Origin of the sequence: Pelobium manganitolerans, from assembly GCF_003609575.1 — a bacterium.
Lineage (GTDB): Bacteria > Bacteroidota > Bacteroidia > Sphingobacteriales > Sphingobacteriaceae > Pseudopedobacter > Pseudopedobacter manganitolerans.
This window is the reverse complement of the sequence record NZ_MBTA01000025.1, coordinates 168,707-188,725: the sequence shown is the minus strand read 5'-3', so window position 1 is coordinate 188,725 and position 20,019 is coordinate 168,707. Positions and strand designations below refer to the sequence as shown.

Genomic DNA, 20,019 nt, shown 5'->3' with positions numbered 1-20,019 from the left:
TCACCTATAATGCTGTTCTTAAAAATCCCTCCTCACAGAATAGCTTTTCCTGCAGATCCTTCATATTATTACTCATTTTGCGCTTAGTGATCTTTGCATAGATCTGAGTTGTACGGATATCCTTGTGTCCGAGCATTTTACTTACAGTTTCAATCGGGACATCATTTTCAAGTGTAACGGTTGTTGCAAATGTATGCCGGGCTGTATGGGTTGTCAGATTCTTTTTAATGCCACATAAATCGGCGATTTCTTTTAAGTATGCATTGTATCGCTGATTGCAATTAACCGGAAGCAACTTATCGTTCTCCAGGCAATACGGGTGATTCCTATACCTCTCTATAATCTCAATGGCAATGGGAAGAAGAGGAACAGTTTCTTCGGTTCCTGATTTAGCTCTGTCTTTTGAAATCCAGAGGCGTCCATCTACTCCGGTAAAGATATTTTCGTATTGAAGGCTGTAAACCGTTTCATAAGCAAAGCCTGTAAAGCAACAGAAAATATAAACGTCCCTAACGGTGGCTACACGTTCTATTTCGATTTCCTTTTTGTAAATAGACAAGATTTCTTTCATTTCGAGATAATCTCTGTCGGGGTCTTTATACGGACATTTAAACCCAGCAATAGGATTGTACTTGATCCAACCGTGATCCACAACCTTTTTAATAACCTGCTTTAAAGTCTTCACATACTTCATTGCAGTATTTTCATCAATATCATTCATCAAGAGATAGTGGTAGAATTTTGTGGCAGTTGCATATTCAATGTCCTCCAATGGTATATCCTCAACCTTAAACTTTTTAGTTAGAAAACCTTCTACTTTTCCCTTGAGCCTTTCATAGCGCTTTAGGGTAGCGGGAGATCCTTTTCCCTTTTCCACAAGTTGGCTGAATAAGCTATTGTGAAAAACAAAGGCTTGCATGAGCGTTTTTTTGTTAACTGGAGCGGGCTGATAAGCCTCCCTAACCATTTTTGGTGTTATCACCTCATTGTCGCCTTTCAAGCGCTCATAGTGCTTCTCAAGCTCAACCTGAGTTTTGCGGATATAACTATTGATCTGCTTGGCATCCGGGCAGGAGGATTTTGCTTTCCCGTTCTCATCATCCCAATAGTCTGCATGAATCTTCTTTCCCGAGGAAAAATCCTCGCGCACACCTTTTATGGTGATCCGAACGTAAATTGGAATCATTCCATCTTTCGTCTTCTTCGCCTTGAATAACCAAAACAGTACCGATAAATCTTCATTAATTTTCATGATTTCAAATTTTAAATTTTGAAAATCAGCTCTTTAAATAATGGAATTCAAATAATTCAGTTACCTAATCTTGAATTCGGTTACCTAATTTCGGAAGAAGCGACCGGTAACCGAATAGGTAACCGATTTGGTTGGTTTCCTTTGGATTTGTTTGTACTGAAATTTTTGAGAAATGTGCCTTGGAAAGCAAAAAAGCCACTTTTTCAAGTGGCTTTGTGCTTGTTTGGAGGTTACTCCGTGAACCCTGTGGTACAAAACTCGAACCACTTTTTAGCGGACTTAAGACTACTAAGTGAATTGTAAACATCTAAAACATCGAGCTAGCGACTTTATTAAAAATTTACGATCATTTAATAATGCGTTCGGGAATTTGTTGTAATTCTATTAAATGTTATCGTGTTAATTCTATTAAACGATGCATTGTACTATTACTTAATGCAAGTTCTTCCATATTTCTTATTTCTGCTGAAAGCTTTTATGGTAGAAGGCTTTTTAAATATTCTTCGACATACCTCTGAGAAATTTTTTCCTGCTCCAACCTGTTATTATCTATTTGTTTTAATTTTTCAAAAAGGTTGTGTTCTTCATTGTTTAGTAACGAAAGCCGTTCAGATTTGTTGCGTGATCCTGTTACTGCAAACTTCGAAAAATACTCAAAAGTTTTACAGTCCATCATGATGCTTTGTGTACTTAGATAATAACTTCTAAGCTGGTGGAGAATTTGAAAACCATGTTCATCAATATCTCCCCAATATAAAATGCGCTTCTCCGTCAGCCAGTGAACATTTTTGAGGTAACTGACATTAAATCCGCCGCCGCTCCAAACAGCAACTGTAGAAGGCATGGCCGGTAATGTGAGAAAGTTCATCTTATTCTCTGTAATCAATATGTTCCTTGCTGGTATATCCAGTTTTTCAAAATCAGAAAGTGGGATACTAATATCAGAGAAATTACCAAAACAGGTCAGATCTATGTCCAGCATGCGTATTCTGATAAGCGGCTCGTCATATTTCAAAAAATAGCGTTCTGCAAAACGCTTTTGACCTACTGATCGTATCTGGTCGGGAATAAGATAATCAAGCAAAGATTGGATTAATGCATTATTTTCCTCAATGAATTTGGTATGTATTTCTATAGGCAGCTGTCGTAGATAAAGCTGAGGCCTTGGAGTTTTTATAAAATACTGGCAAACTTTAAGTACATCATTCCAATTGATATTCTTATTCGTTAGCCATAAACAATTCTGCAAAGCCCAATCATGCAATGAAGGAATGCTGTTTTTAATAATATTGTAATTTGTCAGAAAAACATTCCATTCCTTATTGTAACCTGTAAAAGTTATATAGTCCTCTATGGTTTCAAAGACAATGGCATCTGGCAGTTCATGGGTACCTGTGCGCCTGAAATTTCTACCGGCAGTCTGTACGACATAACCTGATCCGGTCTGATTTTTAGAATGACGGTATAGCGCTTCGATTTCCTGTTGCAGCGATTCAAATCTTGCCGTGACATGACTTGATTTGACTTTTCCAATACGGTTTATACTTTTTGGAAAAAATAGTACTTCCCGAATATAGCTCTGTAACAAAGGCTTCCACCACTTTAAAGCTTGATTTTTTATTTCGGCTGGACTAATCATAGGTCTGATACATTTTGAAAGACACCGTTATGCCTATCCCGTTCAGTTTTATATTCTTCTTTTGTAAAATTACTGACCTGTGAGTTGTTACCTTCCCGGTTGCTGACAAAATGAAAAGAATTGACATGACTTTCGATCACATGTATTTTTTGTAAGGGGGTAACAATAAGCAGCTGCAGATTAAGTTTTTTAAACAGTTCAAGCCCATAGCGCGTACTTTCATCGCTACCTCTACCGAAAGCCTCATCAATCACCACAAAGCGAAAGCTTCGGCTTTTACTCTCCCCGAATTGTAGTCCGAACTGATAGGCTAAGGCACTTGCAAGAATGGTATAGGCCAGTTTTTCTTTCTGACCACCGCTCTTTCCGCCGGAACCCTCGTAGAATTCCTTTTCGCTGTCGTCCAGGCGAAAACGTTCGCTGGCATTAAATTCAAACCACTGGCGCACATCGGTAACGGTAGAAGTCCAGTCGCGGTCTATATTTTCCATACTTGCGAAGCGATCCAAAATGCGTTTAACCTGTTCGTACTTTTCCTCCGTATATAAATCATTATTACTGCTGAACGAATGGATGTAACACTTTTTTAGCTCTTCTCTGAAAAGACGTATTTCCTTATTGGCGGTAGCGTCCATGAGAATGGTTATATAGGTATTCTGCGAAGCATTGTACACTATTTCGGAAAGATGTTGATTAATGGTACGTATTTTTTGTTTGATATCCGTTTCATGTTTCTGTAGCTGACTGTCGAATACCGCAATACTGTTTATCACATTCTTGTTCAGTTCTTCCTTGAAACGTTCTTCATGACGCTTTAAATCTTCGGAAACCAACTGTTCAAACTTTCTAATATACTCTGCCCGGGCTTCGATACTTTCCGCAATCTCACTGTATTCAGCCCTGGAATGTTCCTTAATTTCCCGCATCTTTTTCTCAATGGAGGAACGATAGCCCATTTGTCTTCCCCGGAGTTTTCGTAATTCGCCATTTTCGCCCTGAAATTGTTTACGGAATTCTTCCTGCCTGTTATCGATACCTCTTAGGGTGATTTTTATTTCAGTGAGTTTTTGTTCAATCAACGGGTACCATTTTTCTTTTAGGTGGATGGCTAATTGTTCCTTTTGCTGATAGGCACTTTGTTGCTGATCCTCATAGCTGTTAATGGTCGTTTTTAAACCACCGATTTTTTCTGTTAATTGTTTTTCTTTTGTTTTGGTTTCACTGATCTGCTGATCGACATCGCTCTTATTGCGTTGTAATTGAGCAAGAACATCGTTGTTATGAAGCAATTCATTGCGTTCCTGCTCCAGTTCATAGATTTTCCCAACGTGATACTGCCAGTTGATACGGGAAAAGTCTCTGACATAAAGTAACAAACCTAGGAGTTGCTTTTGCTCTTTGTTTTTCTTCTCTTGCCCTTCAATATTGTTAAGTTGCGATCTTAGCTCATTTATCTTTTTCTCTAGTTTATCAACAGAAGTTTCCAGTGCTTTTATTTTTTCCGTGTTGCTCCATCCCAATACATAGTTACGCCTGTCATCGATACGTTTGCGGTCATCCTTTGTATGTCTTATACGGCCGCTTTTTATCAAACCTTGTTGGGTAATACCAAAAGAGACATGTTGCAAGCCATTTACATCGGTACAGATATAGTCTCCAAAGCTCCGTTGTATATAGGCTTCCAGCCAATCGTAAAAAGGTGTTTCAGGCTTGATGTCCATTTTATATGCGATACTATCCTGATCCAGTTCCTTAATTATGCGGCTGTTGTTGTTATACAAATCCGCTTCCAGGTAAGTGAGTTTGATACCCCGTCCATCAGCACTTTTTAACGGGTTGTTATTTACGTAAGTGCTAACGCTCCTATAATGATTTTTAGGCACCAGGAGACTGATGCCAATATCGTGCAATAGTTTTTCTATCGCACCTTCCCATGCAGTTTCATCTTTATTCACTTTCAAGAGTTCTCCTGCGAAAGGCAGCTCTTCTTCATCAATGCGCAAATCATCACATAATTGCGAACGAAAGCCGACAAGCCAGGCCGGTATCTGTGTTTTTCGTTCTTTTAAGGATTGAAGTTCTTTTTCTTCCTGGCGGTATTCTGTTTCCTGCTTGCGCAACTCCGTTACCTGATTGTCTCGCTGTTCACGAAGCTGTTCTTCAAGCTGTCCACATTGTTCGTCAAGTTCCTTTGCCTTTTTAATATTTTCCTCAAATTCACTTTCCTCCTGTACGCCTTTAAGTCCTGCTTGCAGCGCAAGACGTTCATAATCGTCAAATTCTTTCTGCTTGGTTTCCTTATCCTGTTCATGCCTTTTGATCTCTCCGGCAATTTGCTCTATTCTTTTTCCACCGTTGCTGGCAATATCCTGTATAATCGTTTGCCTTCTGCCTTCTAGGTCGTCCAGCTCCTCTACCATACGTTGCTGCTGCTGCATGACCTTTTCCAATTCATTGCTGGCATCTTCAATAGCCTGCTCCAACAGCCCCCATTTCTTTTCAGCGAACCATACTGGCATCACTTCCAGCATGGCTTCAATATCCTCTATCTCGCGGGTAACTTTTCCGTACTCGATACAAGCTTCGGTTAATGGTTTCAATATCAGGTATTGCTCCCTGGTATGAACCACAGCGGCATGGGCTTTGTTAAGATCATCAAACCGTTTCAGCAACGCTATGATCTGTTCTTTGACATCGGTCTTCTCCAGCATTTGTTCGCGGACAAAATCAGTAAGACTGCTCACAGATTTCATCGAAACGGTTTGATAAAACAGGTCAATGGCCTTATCGCTGTTCATGCCAAAAAGCCTTCGAAAATATTCGCTATACTGCGAGAAGTTCTCGTTGAACAGTTGTACACCCTCCGTATTACGGAGTTTTTTCCTCAGATCATTAATATCTGTAAAATTTCCAAAGTGATCTTTAATAGTTAAGGGGACTGTTCCTATAATGAGCAATTTCTCTACTTTTCCTTCTTTCCCTATCCAAAAGAACTGAGCAAGGCAGATATCTTCATTATAACCCTCATTGTGAAAATTCCCGATCACTACCGTATAGGTATTTTCATCCGACCGTAGATACACTTTCTTGGCTACCTTGGTGATCTCTTCTTTTTCCTTTTTATACTCGCCTTTCACATAGCTCAATAGGTTGCGCTCTTTTCCTTCGGCTCCGGCAGCTTTATTAAAAACAATCTTGTTATGCGGTACCAAAAGACAGGTCAGGGCATCCACCAGGGTAGATTTACCGGAACCGATATCGCCTGTCAGCAAAGCGTTATGCCCGTTGGGTTGTATTTGCCAGCGCACTTTGTTGAAGGTACCCCAGTTGAGTACTTCCAAATATTGAAGCCGAAAACCAGACAGATTAATCTCTTCCGGTAAGATATTTAAAATTTCTTCCATACCTAATGTTTATTCTGTTGTCTGTTTTTCTGCCGCATAGCTCTGGAACCTCTTCAATGTATCGTCTATTACATCGGCATTTACAAAACCCTTGATAATGCGGTGTATCTCGTAGTTTTTTTCCAGATCTTCCAGCTTTCTCAAAAAACCTATTTCAAGTACCCGGTTTATGGTGGTTGTTATCTTTTCCTGCTGTTTGGCTTCATCACTTGCGTTTGGTAAAAACACCTTTGTCCGGTTGATGATTTCCTGTTCGCTGATGATAGAGCGTACGGACCCTCCCTGAGCGTCATGTTCAAGCAAATATTTTCTTAACACAATACATACTAGCGAAGTCATAAAATTGAGCTGCCGTTTTTCTGCCAGCTTTGGCAGTTGCAACTCATCTTCTTCCCATTCTTTTTGTCGTAGAAAAGCATAACCTTCACTTTTATCCAAAAACAATTCAAGACCGATCGGGACGAAATATTTTTTGATATCGGATTCGTAGTGCAGTAAGTTGTCCCATACTTCTTTTTGGTGATTGTACACAATTCCTTTTAGCAGGGCAATGAGACTTAGAGAATATTTATGTTCCATATTGTTTATCGGCTAAAAATGATGACTGGTGTCTCCATACGATACTTTTTCCCGCTGCTCGTGTTCTCAATGGTCAGATATTCGAGTTGATCCCGGTTCACTATGTGTTTGCCCTCATTTGTAGCTATCTGCATATAGCCTAATATTTCGGCAACGCCTTTGGTAGGTTTGTAATGGTTTAACAACTCGGAAAGTGCGATCTGGGATCTGTGTCTTAATAAGGATCTCACGTTGTTTCTCAGCAGATCTATATCCACATAAAATTGTTCAAACAGGATGTCTGTATCTGCTTCGGCCAGACCGTCTTCGATAGCTGTATTTTCAAAGGCAACTTTTACCGGAGGATTAAAAAGCGGACGATCCATCGTGAGCGAGGGTTTAAAAAGTCCATTGGTTTCCATCCAAACTTCCTGTTGGTCTATAGTTTCTTTATGCTCCAACAAAAGGCTTTCTATCTGTTCGATGCTTTGAAGGATATGCCTGCTTTCCGAGAGGTTCTTTTGCTCCACAAACTTCCTGAGCTGTTCTATTAAACCATCATTGCTGCGATTTACTTTATCACCTGCGTCCACGAGATTTGTTTTAATTCTGTTCACCGTCTGTTCATTTTTGATTTCCACGATTGCAGGTATGCTGTTGATCTTTTCAAGTAACTGTTCGAGTTCTTCCTGCATCTGCTCACTCATCAAAAACTCCCAGAAAGCTTTAAAGCTTTTTCCCTGGTCGGTATTCCAGAGATAATCCTGTTGTTGAAATACATTGTCCAAGAGGTCTGCCTTTGCCAGACTGCTCTTGATGATCGTCTGCCGGGTTTGTGTATCCAGCTCTCTGAAGTTTTCTTCCACCTGTCGAAAATCGGATAACAACCTTCTGGCTGTTTCTTCTGCCAGGAAGTAATTTTCTTTGACCTGGGTGCTGGATGGCTTGGAAAAATTCCCCTGTCTGATCTGTTCGATTTCCTGATCAATTTTATTGCGTTCTTCCTGCAATTGCTGGATACGTTCGTAAGGACCGGAGGTTGTATTGACAATCTGTTGCAGTAAATGGAAGAATTGTATGAGGCGACTATGGGTACCTATAAACTGTTGTTTATTTAGATCTTCCAGCCATTTTAAGGCGTTCTCTGTAGCAGGGGAGAGTTCATAAACGGGTTCGTCCGCTCTTTCATAATACCTCCGCAGATACCCTTGTTCGGCCCATTTTTGCAAATAATCCACGGCTGATTTTCCGTAATCATTGATACCCTGCTGCTGGAGTGCATATATGTAGTCTCCCAAAAGGCTTTGCAATTCACTCTGCAAATACGAAATCCTGTCTTGCTGCTTGAATGCTAAATGAAAGAAAGCAACTAATAGCGGGAAGTGCTCTGCCCGAAGTAGCTGAAGGGTCTTGTCGTTTTTATAAAAGGATAAGGCTTTTTCGTAGTTCATTTATTAAGTAATATTTGTTTAGACACTCCACAACCTATCAAAATAGCCAGGAAAGTTTTGATTTGCAAAGAGGGACGAAATGTGTCGGTTATTGCAGACGGAAACCAGTACTACTGTAGCTTTATAACGTTTACCATTTTAAGTTTTCATAATCAAAATCATCGTCACTTAATTCAAGGTCTGAAATTTTGCAGTTTAGTTTTTTAGCTTCTGTTTCCAAAAACTTTTCATACTCTTTGTATTCTTCAGTATAATAAACACCCCGTTTTAAAAGATCGGGAAGCTTTCGAAAAGCCTTTTTACCACCTCCCAAAAGAAAAAAATCAAGGTTTACACTTCTCATACATTGGTAGATGTGGTTATTCCCTCCATAAAGTCCATCCTCTTGGAATCCAATCAAGGCTCTTGCACCGACTTCATCATAGCTGTTCATTGCTTTTTCAAGCCAAAATTCTATCAGCAGAATTTGTGAAATATCGAACTTGTTGGTTTCAGCATACCGCATGTTGAATTTTAACGCAGTTAATGAAAACAAGAAATGAACCCAGGATATCTGAGTACCAAAGTATTCTTGTTCCTCGAAAGAGAAATGCCCACGGCCTCTTTTTAACCGGCTTCCGTCTTTTGCCTTTCGTATTTCGTACGAAAAGCCACTGATCAGGGTATCTCTGTTATCGAAGCCTTTTTTATTTGTTTTGTTCTCATCGTTCCAGAACTTTCCGATAACATCGTAAAAGTTATTCAAGTCGTCATAGGTACCCCAAATTTCTACCCCCAGGCCTCTTTTTGTCGGAATTATGTATATCATTGTGAATTAGTATCTGTTTAAATTGTCCATATATCGAAAACCGTTAATAGTATCACAGAAGCTATTCGCAAGCCATTTAAGCCCTTTTTTGTTGAAGTGTATAATAAGTCCTCAACTTTTCATATAGCCAGCCGTAAAAAATACATTCGTAGTTATGATGTACAGAGTTCACATTTATTTATTGATGATTAAAATTATCTGTTTAAGATTGTTCGAAATCAGCTTTTCGACCTCAATTAATGGTATTTCCCAAACATTGGAAAGATATCTATACACACCCATCACCTCGCCCGGCTTTATCGGACGATGGTCAATTTCAACGAATGGTCCATCAGTTTCAGTCAACAATTTGTCTTTTGGAATTCTTTGAATGATTTTTTTGCCAGATTCAGACTTTATCATTGCCGGATTAACAGATAAAAAATAGCCTGCTTCTGTGATTTTATCTATTAGATTTAATGGCCCTGAATACCAATGAAAAATTGCATACTGTATTCTGTTTTTAATCAACATGTCTAATACTTCTTTTTCCGCTCTTCTTGAATGGACACTTAATATTTTCGGCTGATTGTTGATTTCCGCCAATATTTTGCTAAACGTTACAATCTGGGTTTCTTTTGTTGAAAAGCCCTTTCTCGAAAAGTCCAATCCAATTTCACCGATATAGGAGGTTTTATGTAAATTTTTTAAAAAAGTAGGGAACTCCCTAATGTGTTGTTCCGCATACAGAGGATGCATGCCCAAGGCCATCCTAATTCTCTTAAAAGGTAAAACATGTGGAAAACCCATTTCAAAATGACTAGGCAAATTGGTCATAGTTATTATAGTTGCTCCAGCCTTTTCACATTCTGAAAGAATTTTTTCAGGTTGTTGATACAAATCAATATGGCAATGTGTGTCTATCATTGAATACCAGCCAATTTTTTTAAACTATTATTTCCTTTGTCTCCAATCCATTGTTTTATTTCTTCTCGAACTTGTTCAACTACCCGAACAGAATCATCCATTTCATTTAAGGGAATTGCACCGGACACTAATAATGTCCGCCTAATCTGTTCCGATGTCAAGTTGCTGTTCAGAAAATCGAACAGCGCTGGAAAATCGTACTTATCAAATATTTGATTTGGAGTTGAAAAGATATCTATTCCATATAATTGATTGTCTAAATTAAGAGTGTGCAATGCAGCTCTGCGATAAATGCACGGCATACATATACCGCAGTGATGAGTTCCAGCTTTTGTATCCCAATGCATCTTTCTTCCCCGCTTTCCACAAGACACAGATAGGCTATATGTTTTCTTAAGCTGGTCTTCGTTGTTGCAGCTTTGCACAAGCTGTCCCTTAGTTAAGGATTTATAGGGATTTTTTAGGTTAGTGGTTAAACCAAGTTTATTTAATAGTGTTTGGAGTTGGCTGATGTAGTGCGGATGGGTTGTGCGTGTGCTAAGCGTACTGCTGCGGGATGGGGTTAGGGGATAATTAATAGAAATTGTCCCATTTTCAGGAACCGTAAGTACATTACAATTGGGTAGTCTTTCTACACAAAATAGAGAGATGCCAATGAATAACAAAGAACGGCTTCTAAAGCTTGCTTCTTTAATAATTTCATTGTCGTTATTATCATGATTGTCAAGAGCAACAACACACTGTATCCAATCATATTTATTTTTTAGTTCAGCATTGCCGGCAAAAAAGTTGATTATATTTTGTTGATCACTATTTGCACCAGGAGAAGAAGAATCAAAATGAGATAACAACAATCCTTTTTTATTGTCGTCTAAACTGTTCAAACCATCTATAACTCCGACCAATGAATCAAGTCCACCTGAGAAAAGGGAAGCAAAAGTATAATCATCTAAATTATATCTTGGGATCTTGGATTTCCACCTTTTTGCTTTATCGGTGTAAAAATCAATATTGCCAACTTTTTCAAAAGTAACAGTCCAATAATCACCAGTAAGAAAATTCAGTAGCTGATTGAACAGATCTTTATTATCATTCCAAATCTGTAGGTTATTAACAGGAAGGGCTACTTCTATATCTCTTGCCCATCCATCTATTGAATATTGGTATCTCTCCAATAGATTGTCAATCCCATAAATTAATGAGGAAACCAGAAAAAAATCAAAACTTATTGAAGTGGTATCATTTGAAAAATCCTTCATGGATTGAAAGGATATATGTAAGTCTACCGACCTGGTATTTCCAGATGCGTCTTCAAATGACAGCTTAACCGTTGCAAAACGACCTGTTTTTGGCGGATTACTAATTATTACATTAACCTTCATAACCTTCAAATACTTTTAAAACATCTTCCTGAATATTTTTGATCAACCGGTCGGCCTCATCACTTGCCCAATTAATATTATTAAGCGGGTTAGTTCGATTCATATTCTTGACTTTTTCGAAAATATAATCCTTTATCTGCTTAAACAGGTTTTCACAATCTGATTTCCCTTTGTCAACTATCAGTTTCTCGTAGAACATTACTGAAAGATGTTCGAATATATAATATCCAAAATATCGTTCAATAACCTCTTCTAATGTCTCCTTATCTAGCACTTCAGTCAACTGTTGTTGCCATTCCTCTATTGTTTCAGCGTCAGAAACCAATTCTTCCAATATTTTTTGCGAAGCAGCCTTAGCCGCAACATCGTCCAAAGTGGATGCTGGGCCTGTACAATGCTCAATGAGTCTATCAATCACCTCATTTAACGGAAGTCCACCAAGTCCTGGCAATCCGATTTGCTCTAATGCTTCCCTTACATCGCCCCCCGAGCTACTAAATGATCCGAGGAAGGCTCCAAGATTTTTGGCTGTCCTTATACCTGCTCTTCCTGCAATCTTTGACCTTCCTCGTCCTGCGCTTCCAGATCCTCCGATTACGGAAACATATCTTGAAAGTATATTTCCTAAATTGCTCGAGGTTACCGTACCACCTCCGCAACTACTGGTTACTGCGCCGCTTAGATTGCCCCATTGAGGTTGCCCTTTAATCGAAGCTGAATATGATTTTGATGTCCCCATTATTTTGTCTTATAGGCCTTTTTTGCCGTTGATTCAACCTTGTTTAGTTTATTCTCGATATAGTTCTTAATTACATTTATTCCCTCATACCGTTTCAACGCGACACCTATCGCAGGAGGAATATCATTAGCAGATATGAAGTCAAGGGCATTCGCATAGGTTATTTCTGCGTTTTCCACTTTAGAATCAATCATCAAGTGAAAGATGTCATAAGATCTCTTCTTCTTCGGGTGTCGTATAAGCATTTGGGATGAAAACTCGAGAAAGCTATTCCTTTCAAATTCACTAAGAATTAGTACCTCGGAAGAAATAATTTTTTTTGTCACGGCATCGGTCATTGATTCCGAATCCATCTTTTGATAAAGATTTTTTACTACAGTTGGGATGAGGGATGCTCCAGGAATAGTTGATGCTATTCTATCCCTGGATAACCAGAAGTAATCGCTTAGATCAATGTCGGAAAGAATGGGTTCTACTTTTAGCCAATTGACAATGCGAGCGCTACTCCACTTTTTGAGTTCATCGACTTTTTCGATTTCTTGTTTTGCTTTAAGCGGATCTGGATTTTCTTTAACTATTGTCTCAAGTTGTTTGATTTCTTTTGGGATGCCTTTTTGGTCTACCTGCCAATCGTATAGCTGTTTGAAAAGGGTAATTTCGGTATTTGAATATTCAAGTACCATGAGTTTCGCCAATATAGCCGTGTTGAAACCGTGTATGTTTGCTACTGTAGCCAGCCTTTGCCTTAAAGTCAGGGTGTTAAGAAATCTCTTAATTTGTCTGGGATTGCCAGAAAGTGTTTGGGTTATTATTGGAACAAGCGCGGGTATAGATACTAAGCTCTGAAGTATCTTATCCCTGTGGGCTTCATCAATCGAATCTTTCATCGCTGCAAATCCACATACAGAATACCGATCCCGTTGTCTAAATGTGGTAAAAAACTCATGAATTTTCTTGAAATTCTCTTGAGGTAATTCCCTTTTGCAAATTAATAACGAAATATAGGTTTCAACTTCGGAGTCTGATAATTTAGGAAGGTTATAGGGGATTTGAATTAATTTCTCCAAATAGTCTTTTACAATATCAGCATCGTCGGTATCGACTATTTTACCTTTTTGCTTATATCTGTATTCAATAGCGTGCTTTACAATTCTGGGATCTGCACCTACGACGAAAGCTGTTTTTGAAACATTTAAAAACAGCTTCACTGCTTCTAAATTGTCAATAATCCTGTCAGGGGTACATCTATCAAGGTCGTCTATAATAACAACAAGTTTCTTGAACTTTGTAGCTGTCAATAAATCATCAAAGTCTTTTCTGAAATCTGCGACTGCGTTAGTCTTATCTTCTCTTTCCTGTTGTTCTTTTGTAAGAGCTTTAAATACGCCTGCACCTTCTTCAGATTGAAGTTTTGCAATTAATTTTTCAGGGCTGTCGATTTCCCATTCTGATAATTTTTGTGCAGCAAATGGAATTAAACTCAATCCACCGGTAAAGTAAGCTGATACAGCCGGGAGTGCTATGTTTTTCATTACCATACCCGCACCTCGCATCCAATCAATTGACTTCCACAGTTTCTTAGCCTTTTCTTTGACAGTCTGCTTTACCTCCTCAGATAATTTTTTGTTGTCCTCCAGATCTTTTAAAATAGCATTTAAGAGCGCAGCCTTTGCATCGTCATATCCCTCAAATGTCCAGCCATTAAAATAGATGCATAAAGTATCCTTGTTTTCTTCTTTATCAAATTCACTTTTTATAATTTGAAGGATACTTGATTTTCCACTTCCCCAATCACCGAATACCCCGATCGTTACCGGTAATACAGTGTCGTCATTGATTACATTTATTAATAAGTCTGCGTGAACTTTAAATCCAAGCAGGTCTTCTGATGTTTCATTATCCGCCCACATAATTTTTATTGTTTAAGTTTTAATAATTCCTCCACCAGCATCCATACCATCGTACAAGGGTTATGATTTGCATAATCCTGCCTGCCTTCAAATCGTCCCGCTAATCTATTAGCATTCCGGATCGCATCTTGTAAATTGCCGTGTTCTTTTAGCAAAGCGTACATCTGCTCACTATTCTTTTCGTATCGAAAATCCTCATCTAAAAGAGGTTTAAGATGATTTTCGATCATGTCTTTATAAACCCTCCGGGACATTGCATTTTCGTAATATTGAAAATGTAGAAGATACCATAGTTCAAAAGCTTCATTGCTCCAGGCACAACCCACATCTGAAGTATGGCAACGTTGAATAGCACCGTTGAAATCCTGGGCTGAAAAATTATCCTTATCACAAACCACCCACAGTCTGTCTATCTTTTGCGTAGTGCTTTTTTCATATACTGTTTGCAAACGGAAGGCCTCATCTATCAAAGATTGAGTATTACGACCGGTTCCCGCAATGTCTATTTGATAGGCGGTCAATACTCCTTTTGGCAAATCCTGCTTTAACCCTTCAAAGTAATTGGGTTCAGTGGCTTCTCCTTCGCATACGATCAGATAATATTTCCGTTTGTTTCGTATGTCCTTTTTGCGCTTTTGTTCTTCTCTCGCAAACCGCTTTAAGTGTTCATTTGGGATTTTTATTTTTCTTGCCATTCCGTTACAACATTTGATAAGTTTCCAATAAACGGAATAGCACCATAACGTCCCTCGATGTAATCTTTTTCGAATGAACGGTCTTTACGGATTGTCTTTCCTTCTTCTTTATACTCTACTAATGAATACATATTAGATGATCCGTAGGTATCTTTCTCAACGAAATAAATCTGATCTCTCCGGTAGTTGCCGTAATACAATAGGTTCGTGTCGTGTGTGGCAAAAATTAGCTGTGCGTTATTCTGATTAAATTCCCTGGAGTTGAAAAGTTTAGTAACCGCAAGTGTCAATAATGGATGAAGGCTTGCGTCTAACTCATCTACAACCAACACGCCACCATCATTTAATACATCGAAAACAGAGCCGGAAATGTTGAAGAGCTTATTGGTACCGGAAGATTCCTGGCTTCGCATATCAAATTCTACATTACCAACAAGCTTGCCTTTGGCACTGTATTTTTTGTGAATTGTTTTAATATCAATTCTAAAAGCCCCTTCCAAATCCGTAACCAATTGCTTAAATAAACCCTCAGCCATATCGTTTGGAAGTTCTTTGGGGTCGAACGGCTTCTTGCTTATATTGATATCATCGAAACCTAAGTCTAATTTTTTATAGAAATTAAGCAGTGTGGAACTGGTGTGTTTATTTTCCAGCATACCAAAAGTTACGCCTTTATAGCCTTCATGGCTCAAGCCTGATATGGTGATAAAGTTATTAAACCATTGCATGATTTTCTTGGCGATCTTGCCATTGAATTGATCAGCAACTGTCAGAAACAGGGCATTATCTCTTGTACGCTCTTCTAGATCTTTTCCCTCCGGAAAGCTTTTCATAACTTCAATGCCTTCGTCTTCACGGACGAATAGAGGTTTTTCCGCATTTTTAGGAGCCTCAAACAACCATTCAGCATGTACTTGCTTATCATCAACTTCAAACCCATATCTATAGCGGATATTATCAATGATAAAAACAGTCTCGAAAAAGGAAGCTGATTGCTCCGTATCAGTATTTAGCAGGAACGGAACAATATCTAATTCATCGGCAGATGATTGCTCGAAAGACTGCAAAACCAAACGTCTCATTGTTGACATAGCCTTGATGAAATTGCTTTTACCGCTTGCATTTGCACCATAAATCACTGCACCCTTCAACAGATCCAACCGCTCGGTGGAAAAAATATTTGTGTCAACATGCTCCTTAATCGAGGTTGCGGCCAGACTAAGGGTCGTTTTTGTTTTGAAGGAAAGATAATTGCCAACTGAAAATTCGAGTAACATACTTCTGTTTTTATGTGAAATTTTCTCAAAAATACAAAAAAATATTTAAGAACATAAAAATTTGAGATTTTTTCTCATTTTTATCAAATAAATAGCTTGTGCAGAATCATTCAGTATTCGTCTCGGGGGATCAAACCAACAGCTATTCTTTAACCACCAATATCCATACGGATGAACGAATTGTAAAGGACTTACCGCCTTAATCAGGAAGATAGGTTAGCTCAGAGTTGTGATACAAATAATTGAAAATGCTTGAAAATATGTACGAAATGCTCACCTTGAAACTCAAACAAATACATTACTCAAATGAAAACAGCTTATTTATATGTACGTGTCAGTACAGATGAACAGAAAAGGAAAGGATACTCCTTGCCTGAACAGGAGGACCGGTTATTAAAATATTGCAGGTACAATAATATAGAAGTCAAGGGAATTTACCGTGAAGACTTCTCCGCCAAGAATTTTAACCGACCCGAATGGAAAAAACTATTTTTAGTTATTAAAAGTATACCAAAGGAAGACAAGAATATATTGTTCATCAAATGGGACAGATTTAGCCGAAATGTTGAATATGCCTATGAGATGATAGGCATGCTTCGAAAGTACAGAACGACGGCAATGGCAATAGACCAGCCCATAGATTTTTCAGTTCCGGAAAGTACGGTCATGCTTGCTGTTTACCTCTCGGTACCGGAAGCGGAAAACAGCAGAAGAGCTTTGAACACGGCAAATGGCATGCGTCGGGCGAAACAGATGGGTAGATATCCGAGCAAAGCCCCATTGGGCTTCATCAATCTAACAACAGTTGATGGCAAAAAAATTATAGCTCTTAAGCAACCTGAAGCTGGCATTATAAGATGGGCTTTTCTCCAACTTGCAAAGAATATCCATACGATTGAGGAAGTTCGAAAGAGGGCAGACGATAGAGGGTTGAAATGTTCCCGTTCCTACTTTTTTCGACTTATACGCAATCCTGCCTATTGTGGACTTGTCCCGATCAAATCTGAGTCAGGGGAACCTTATACGGTAAAGGGAATACATGAACCAATAGTCTCCGAAACACTATTTCACGAAGTTCAGAACATAATCAACACAAAGAGAAAGGTTACTTCCAAAAGAGACGACCTGAAGGCAACGTTTTTTCTAAGAGGAATATTAGTGTGCCCTCTCTGTGACCGAAAGTTATGCGGAAGTTTTTCACGAGGATCAACAAAAAGATATCCATACTACCATTGCGAAGGAAAATGCAAAACACGAATCAATGCATTCTTTCTGAATGAGTGTTATGAACGTAAGCTCCAACAATTGATGCTTTCAAGCGGAGCGATGGATTTATTCAAAAGTATTTTAGAAGACTGGAACACAGGTACACAAAAAGCGGTGTATTTACAGAATCGAAATCGGGTTATAGCAAAATTATCTGAACAGGAATCGATTCTTTCGCAGGCGCGAAAGTTATTTGTGGCAGATGTACTAAAAACCGATGATTATAGCGCGTTAAAAAGGGAATGCCATTCCGATACCAAATGCCTGAAAAAGGAATTGAACGATATCGATGGCAAATTGAGGAGTATTGACCAACAAAGCCAGTTGTACAGCAGGTCTTTTGTAAATATTTTTCAAAGGTTCTCAAGCCTGGACACAACAGATAGAAAACACCTAGTCAATCTTATCCCTCCTCGGAAGGTAAATTTCAAAACAGGAGATATGTCTTTAGAACTGCACAATGGGCTATCAAAAATATTATCAACAAAACGACAAGCAAAAAAATAGTATGAGTTTTGTATATAAAAAGGTTTCCCTCAAGCAAGCAATTACGATATTAGCAAAAAATGGCATTGAAGTGGATGATAACGAAGCAACTGTTATAGTAGACTTCCTTTATCTTATGGCAAAAAATTATAAAAAAGACGAGGAAGAAAAAGTGCTGAAACCCCAAGGAGAAATCGAACTTTACAAAAAAACGCTGTAGTGATTCTTTAGGCAAGTTTTCTAAAGAATTCTAAACGTCAGCTTAAAGATTCCATACATAAAAATCGAACTATAAATTACCTGACTATAACAGTGTGGGTTACAGATCTTTATTAGCATAAAAAAAGGAGACAACCATTACTTGGTGTCTCCTTAAGTGACCCTGTGGTACAAAACTCGAACCACTTTTTAGCGGATTTAAAGCTCTTGACCGAGATTACGGCGTAAAGATATAAATCACTTTATGATTAAGTGAAATATATCTACAACTTTCTTACATGGTGGACGCTCGTTACACTTGAAGCAGCTATCTTCCAGATACTTGGAGGTGTTAAGTTATTCTGTGGAATGTGGTAATAATGTCGCAGCCTGTTGTACAAAGCGGATTATTGGAATATTGTGGGCCGGGATTCCGATTTGGGCAAGTGGCTGCACCGCTTCTCAGCGCAGCGGCGTTCCGCCAACGGGGAAAGGAATGCCGATGCGCCGCCCTGGGAGGGCTTTAAGCAACCTTTATCGGTTGGGTAGTGAAGTTGTAAAGGTTGTGAAAGAAGCCTTTATTTTTGGTCATTCCCTGACGAAAAAGGCTCCATAGCAGAGAGCAACCCATTTGCGCAAGGGAAGAATTAATGTACAGGTCTTGCTTTTCCAACGCTTCAGCCAGTGAACAGCTTGGGGTATTGTCCGTTTCTTCGGACTGTTTAAGCAATTCACCATATTCATCTGTTATAAAGGGTAGGTTAGCGACTGTCTCATATTTTTCAGACTTTGGTTGCTTGATGTTGCCGATAGTGGATAGCAACACTTGTCCTGTAGATTGGCTGTTTCCATAATCCATCCAATATTTGGCTCGGTTGCGGTATGCCCTGTAACTATCCAGTTCTTTAAGGATTTCTGCAATCTCATACCTTGCCTTCACGCTGTCCACGCAGGAAATGTAAATAGCTGCCTGTGTATGTTCTGGTAACCTGCCTAAACTGTCTTTGCCAAATTTCATGGTTTCGGCTTTCCAGTTCGTACCCATCCATCTGTTAGCACGGTTTATCAGGGCGACCGATTTATATAGCCCTACCTCGCACTCGGCAAACCGCTGTCTGCCTAAATTGGCATCGGTTACTATATCATCATCCCAAAGCCTGACAGATAATCCTGCATGGCCTAATTCATTCAGGCTATAATTCATTTCTACCAATGCGGTCAGCACCTTTGAACCTGTTCCACCAGCTCCAATAAGATTTACTTCAATTGGGTTAGTGGGAGCGACCAGGTCATTGTCTGTAAAGTGTACCTTTATTTTATCCGTTTTCATCTTAGTATATTTTTGATTGTCCTGTCAGTTTTCTTCAATACGTCTTTTGGGAATGGTTCACCTGTTTTGCGTAGCTTCTTCCATAGGCTAACACAGTTGCCTTGTATGGGATTATGGTTTTGCATCAGGTGACTGAAATAGCTGTTAAAGAAATAGGTTTCCCATGCGGCTGTAAATTCTTCCAATGAAGCAGACTTTCTAATATTTACATCTACCGAACCCATACATACATTTCCGTCCGCATACACATTAAAAAAGGGAGCATGATAAAGCGGTGTGCTTTCAGTCGGCTTCCTGTCACTTTTCAGAGCGTAGATATATAGCTTCTGCTTATTGGCTATCCAAAGCAGGGCGGGCACACTCGCTACGCCATTGGGAATATCCAACCCATCAATAAAGAAAAGATTTTTTCTTGTTGCCTTTGTAAACCACATCGCAAAGCCATTTTCAGATGGGTCTGTATAAAGAATATTTCCTGCAATAATGCTTTTAGGTTTTAAAAAAGCCTTGTTCCTTTCCTTTGTGGTGTCCAATGCCTTTGATAAATACTGTGCTTCCTTAACAGTCAAAGGATGTGCATTAATTGGATTGCCATTCCTATCCATATCGAAATACTCTACATAGACCTCTGCATTCGTTCCTTTAGCTTCGTAAAAAACCAAAGCTGTTTTGGGATGATAAAGTGTGCCTATATTTTCCATTACATCTTTCATAGTAA

16 protein-coding genes are annotated in these 20,019 nt (G+C 38.9%); 2 read left to right on the top strand and 14 right to left on the bottom strand.

Annotation, left to right across the window (positions count from 1 at the left end; translation table 11 throughout):
- Positions 1–4: 4 nt before the first annotated feature.
- From BCY91_RS11125 to BCY91_RS11065, 12 genes are all read right to left on the bottom strand, one after another.
- Positions 5–1,252 carry a site-specific integrase gene (locus BCY91_RS11125; protein ID WP_120182040.1) on the bottom strand — a complete coding sequence of 416 codons (1,248 nt, stop codon included), beginning with the start codon at positions 1,250–1,252 and terminating at the stop codon, positions 5–7.
- A gap of 475 nt (positions 1,253–1,727) precedes the next feature.
- Positions 1,728–2,891 (bottom strand): Wadjet anti-phage system protein JetD domain-containing protein, encoded by a 1,164-nt coding sequence (locus tag BCY91_RS11115; RefSeq protein ID WP_120182037.1) that lies wholly within the window; start codon positions 2,889–2,891, stop codon positions 1,728–1,730.
- Positions 2,888–6,295 (bottom strand): ATP-binding protein, encoded by a 3,408-nt coding sequence (locus tag BCY91_RS11110; RefSeq protein WP_120182036.1) that lies wholly within the window; start codon positions 6,293–6,295, stop codon positions 2,888–2,890. Before BCY91_RS11110 ends, BCY91_RS11115 begins: the two co-directional genes overlap by 4 nt.
- Before the next feature lie 9 nt (positions 6,296–6,304).
- Positions 6,305–6,874 carry a DUF4194 domain-containing protein gene (locus BCY91_RS11105; protein ID WP_120182034.1) on the bottom strand — a complete coding sequence of 190 codons (570 nt, stop codon included), beginning with the start codon at positions 6,872–6,874 and terminating at the stop codon, positions 6,305–6,307.
- Between the two features lie 5 nt (positions 6,875–6,879).
- Entirely contained in the window at positions 6,880–8,304 is a 1,425-nt protein-coding gene (locus tag BCY91_RS11100; RefSeq protein ID WP_120182032.1) for a DUF3375 domain-containing protein, read from the bottom strand.
- A 130-nt stretch (positions 8,305–8,434) separates the two neighbouring features.
- Positions 8,435–9,112: a DUF6904 family protein gene (locus tag BCY91_RS11095; protein ID WP_120182030.1), complete on the bottom strand. Its 678-nt coding sequence runs from the start codon at positions 9,110–9,112 to the stop codon at positions 8,435–8,437.
- 174 nt (positions 9,113–9,286) lie between these two features.
- Positions 9,287–10,018, bottom strand: coding sequence for a Qat anti-phage system TatD family nuclease QatD (gene qatD, locus BCY91_RS11090; protein WP_120182028.1), 732 nt, complete (start codon positions 10,016–10,018; stop codon positions 9,287–9,289).
- Positions 10,015–11,400 (bottom strand): Qat anti-phage system QueC-like protein QatC, encoded by a 1,386-nt coding sequence (qatC, locus tag BCY91_RS11085; RefSeq protein ID WP_120182026.1) that lies wholly within the window; start codon positions 11,398–11,400, stop codon positions 10,015–10,017. The genes qatD and qatC overlap by 4 nt, the downstream gene beginning before the upstream one ends.
- Entirely contained in the window at positions 11,390–12,139 is a 750-nt protein-coding gene (locus tag BCY91_RS11080) for a hypothetical protein (RefSeq protein ID WP_120182024.1), read from the bottom strand. The genes qatC and BCY91_RS11080 overlap by 11 nt, the downstream gene beginning before the upstream one ends.
- Positions 12,139–14,049: a KAP family P-loop NTPase fold protein gene (locus BCY91_RS11075; RefSeq protein WP_120182022.1), complete on the bottom strand. Its 1,911-nt coding sequence runs from the start codon at positions 14,047–14,049 to the stop codon at positions 12,139–12,141. Before BCY91_RS11075 ends, BCY91_RS11080 begins: the two co-directional genes overlap by 1 nt.
- Before the next feature lie 5 nt (positions 14,050–14,054).
- On the bottom strand, positions 14,055–14,744 hold the full coding sequence (locus BCY91_RS11070) for an RloB family protein (RefSeq protein ID WP_120182020.1): 690 nt from the start codon (positions 14,742–14,744) through the stop codon (positions 14,055–14,057).
- Complete coding sequence (locus tag BCY91_RS11065; protein WP_120182019.1) at positions 14,729–16,021, bottom strand: AAA family ATPase; 1,293 nt, start codon at positions 16,019–16,021, stop codon at positions 14,729–14,731. Before BCY91_RS11065 ends, BCY91_RS11070 begins: the two co-directional genes overlap by 16 nt.
- A 306-nt stretch (positions 16,022–16,327) precedes the next feature.
- Between BCY91_RS11065 and BCY91_RS11060 the strand changes: the two genes are divergently transcribed.
- Together BCY91_RS11060 and BCY91_RS11055 are read left to right on the top strand one after the other, a co-directional pair.
- A complete protein-coding gene (locus tag BCY91_RS11060) occupies positions 16,328–17,794 on the top strand; it encodes a recombinase family protein (protein ID WP_120182017.1) in 1,467 nt (488 codons plus the stop codon).
- Positions 17,748–17,993 (top strand): hypothetical protein, encoded by a 246-nt coding sequence (locus BCY91_RS11055; protein ID WP_220699472.1) that lies wholly within the window; start codon positions 17,748–17,750, stop codon positions 17,991–17,993. The genes BCY91_RS11060 and BCY91_RS11055 overlap by 47 nt, the downstream gene beginning before the upstream one ends.
- Before the next feature lie 501 nt (positions 17,994–18,494).
- On the opposite strand, the gene BCY91_RS11050 is transcribed toward BCY91_RS11055, so the two are convergent.
- Entirely contained in the window at positions 18,495–19,301 is an 807-nt protein-coding gene (locus BCY91_RS11050; protein WP_120182015.1) for a PRTRC system ThiF family protein, read from the bottom strand.
- Positions 19,298–20,014, bottom strand: a complete 717-nt coding sequence (locus BCY91_RS11045; RefSeq protein ID WP_120182013.1) for a PRTRC system protein B — start codon at positions 20,012–20,014, stop codon at positions 19,298–19,300. The genes BCY91_RS11050 and BCY91_RS11045 overlap by 4 nt, the downstream gene beginning before the upstream one ends.
- Positions 20,015–20,019: the final 5 nt, after the last annotated feature.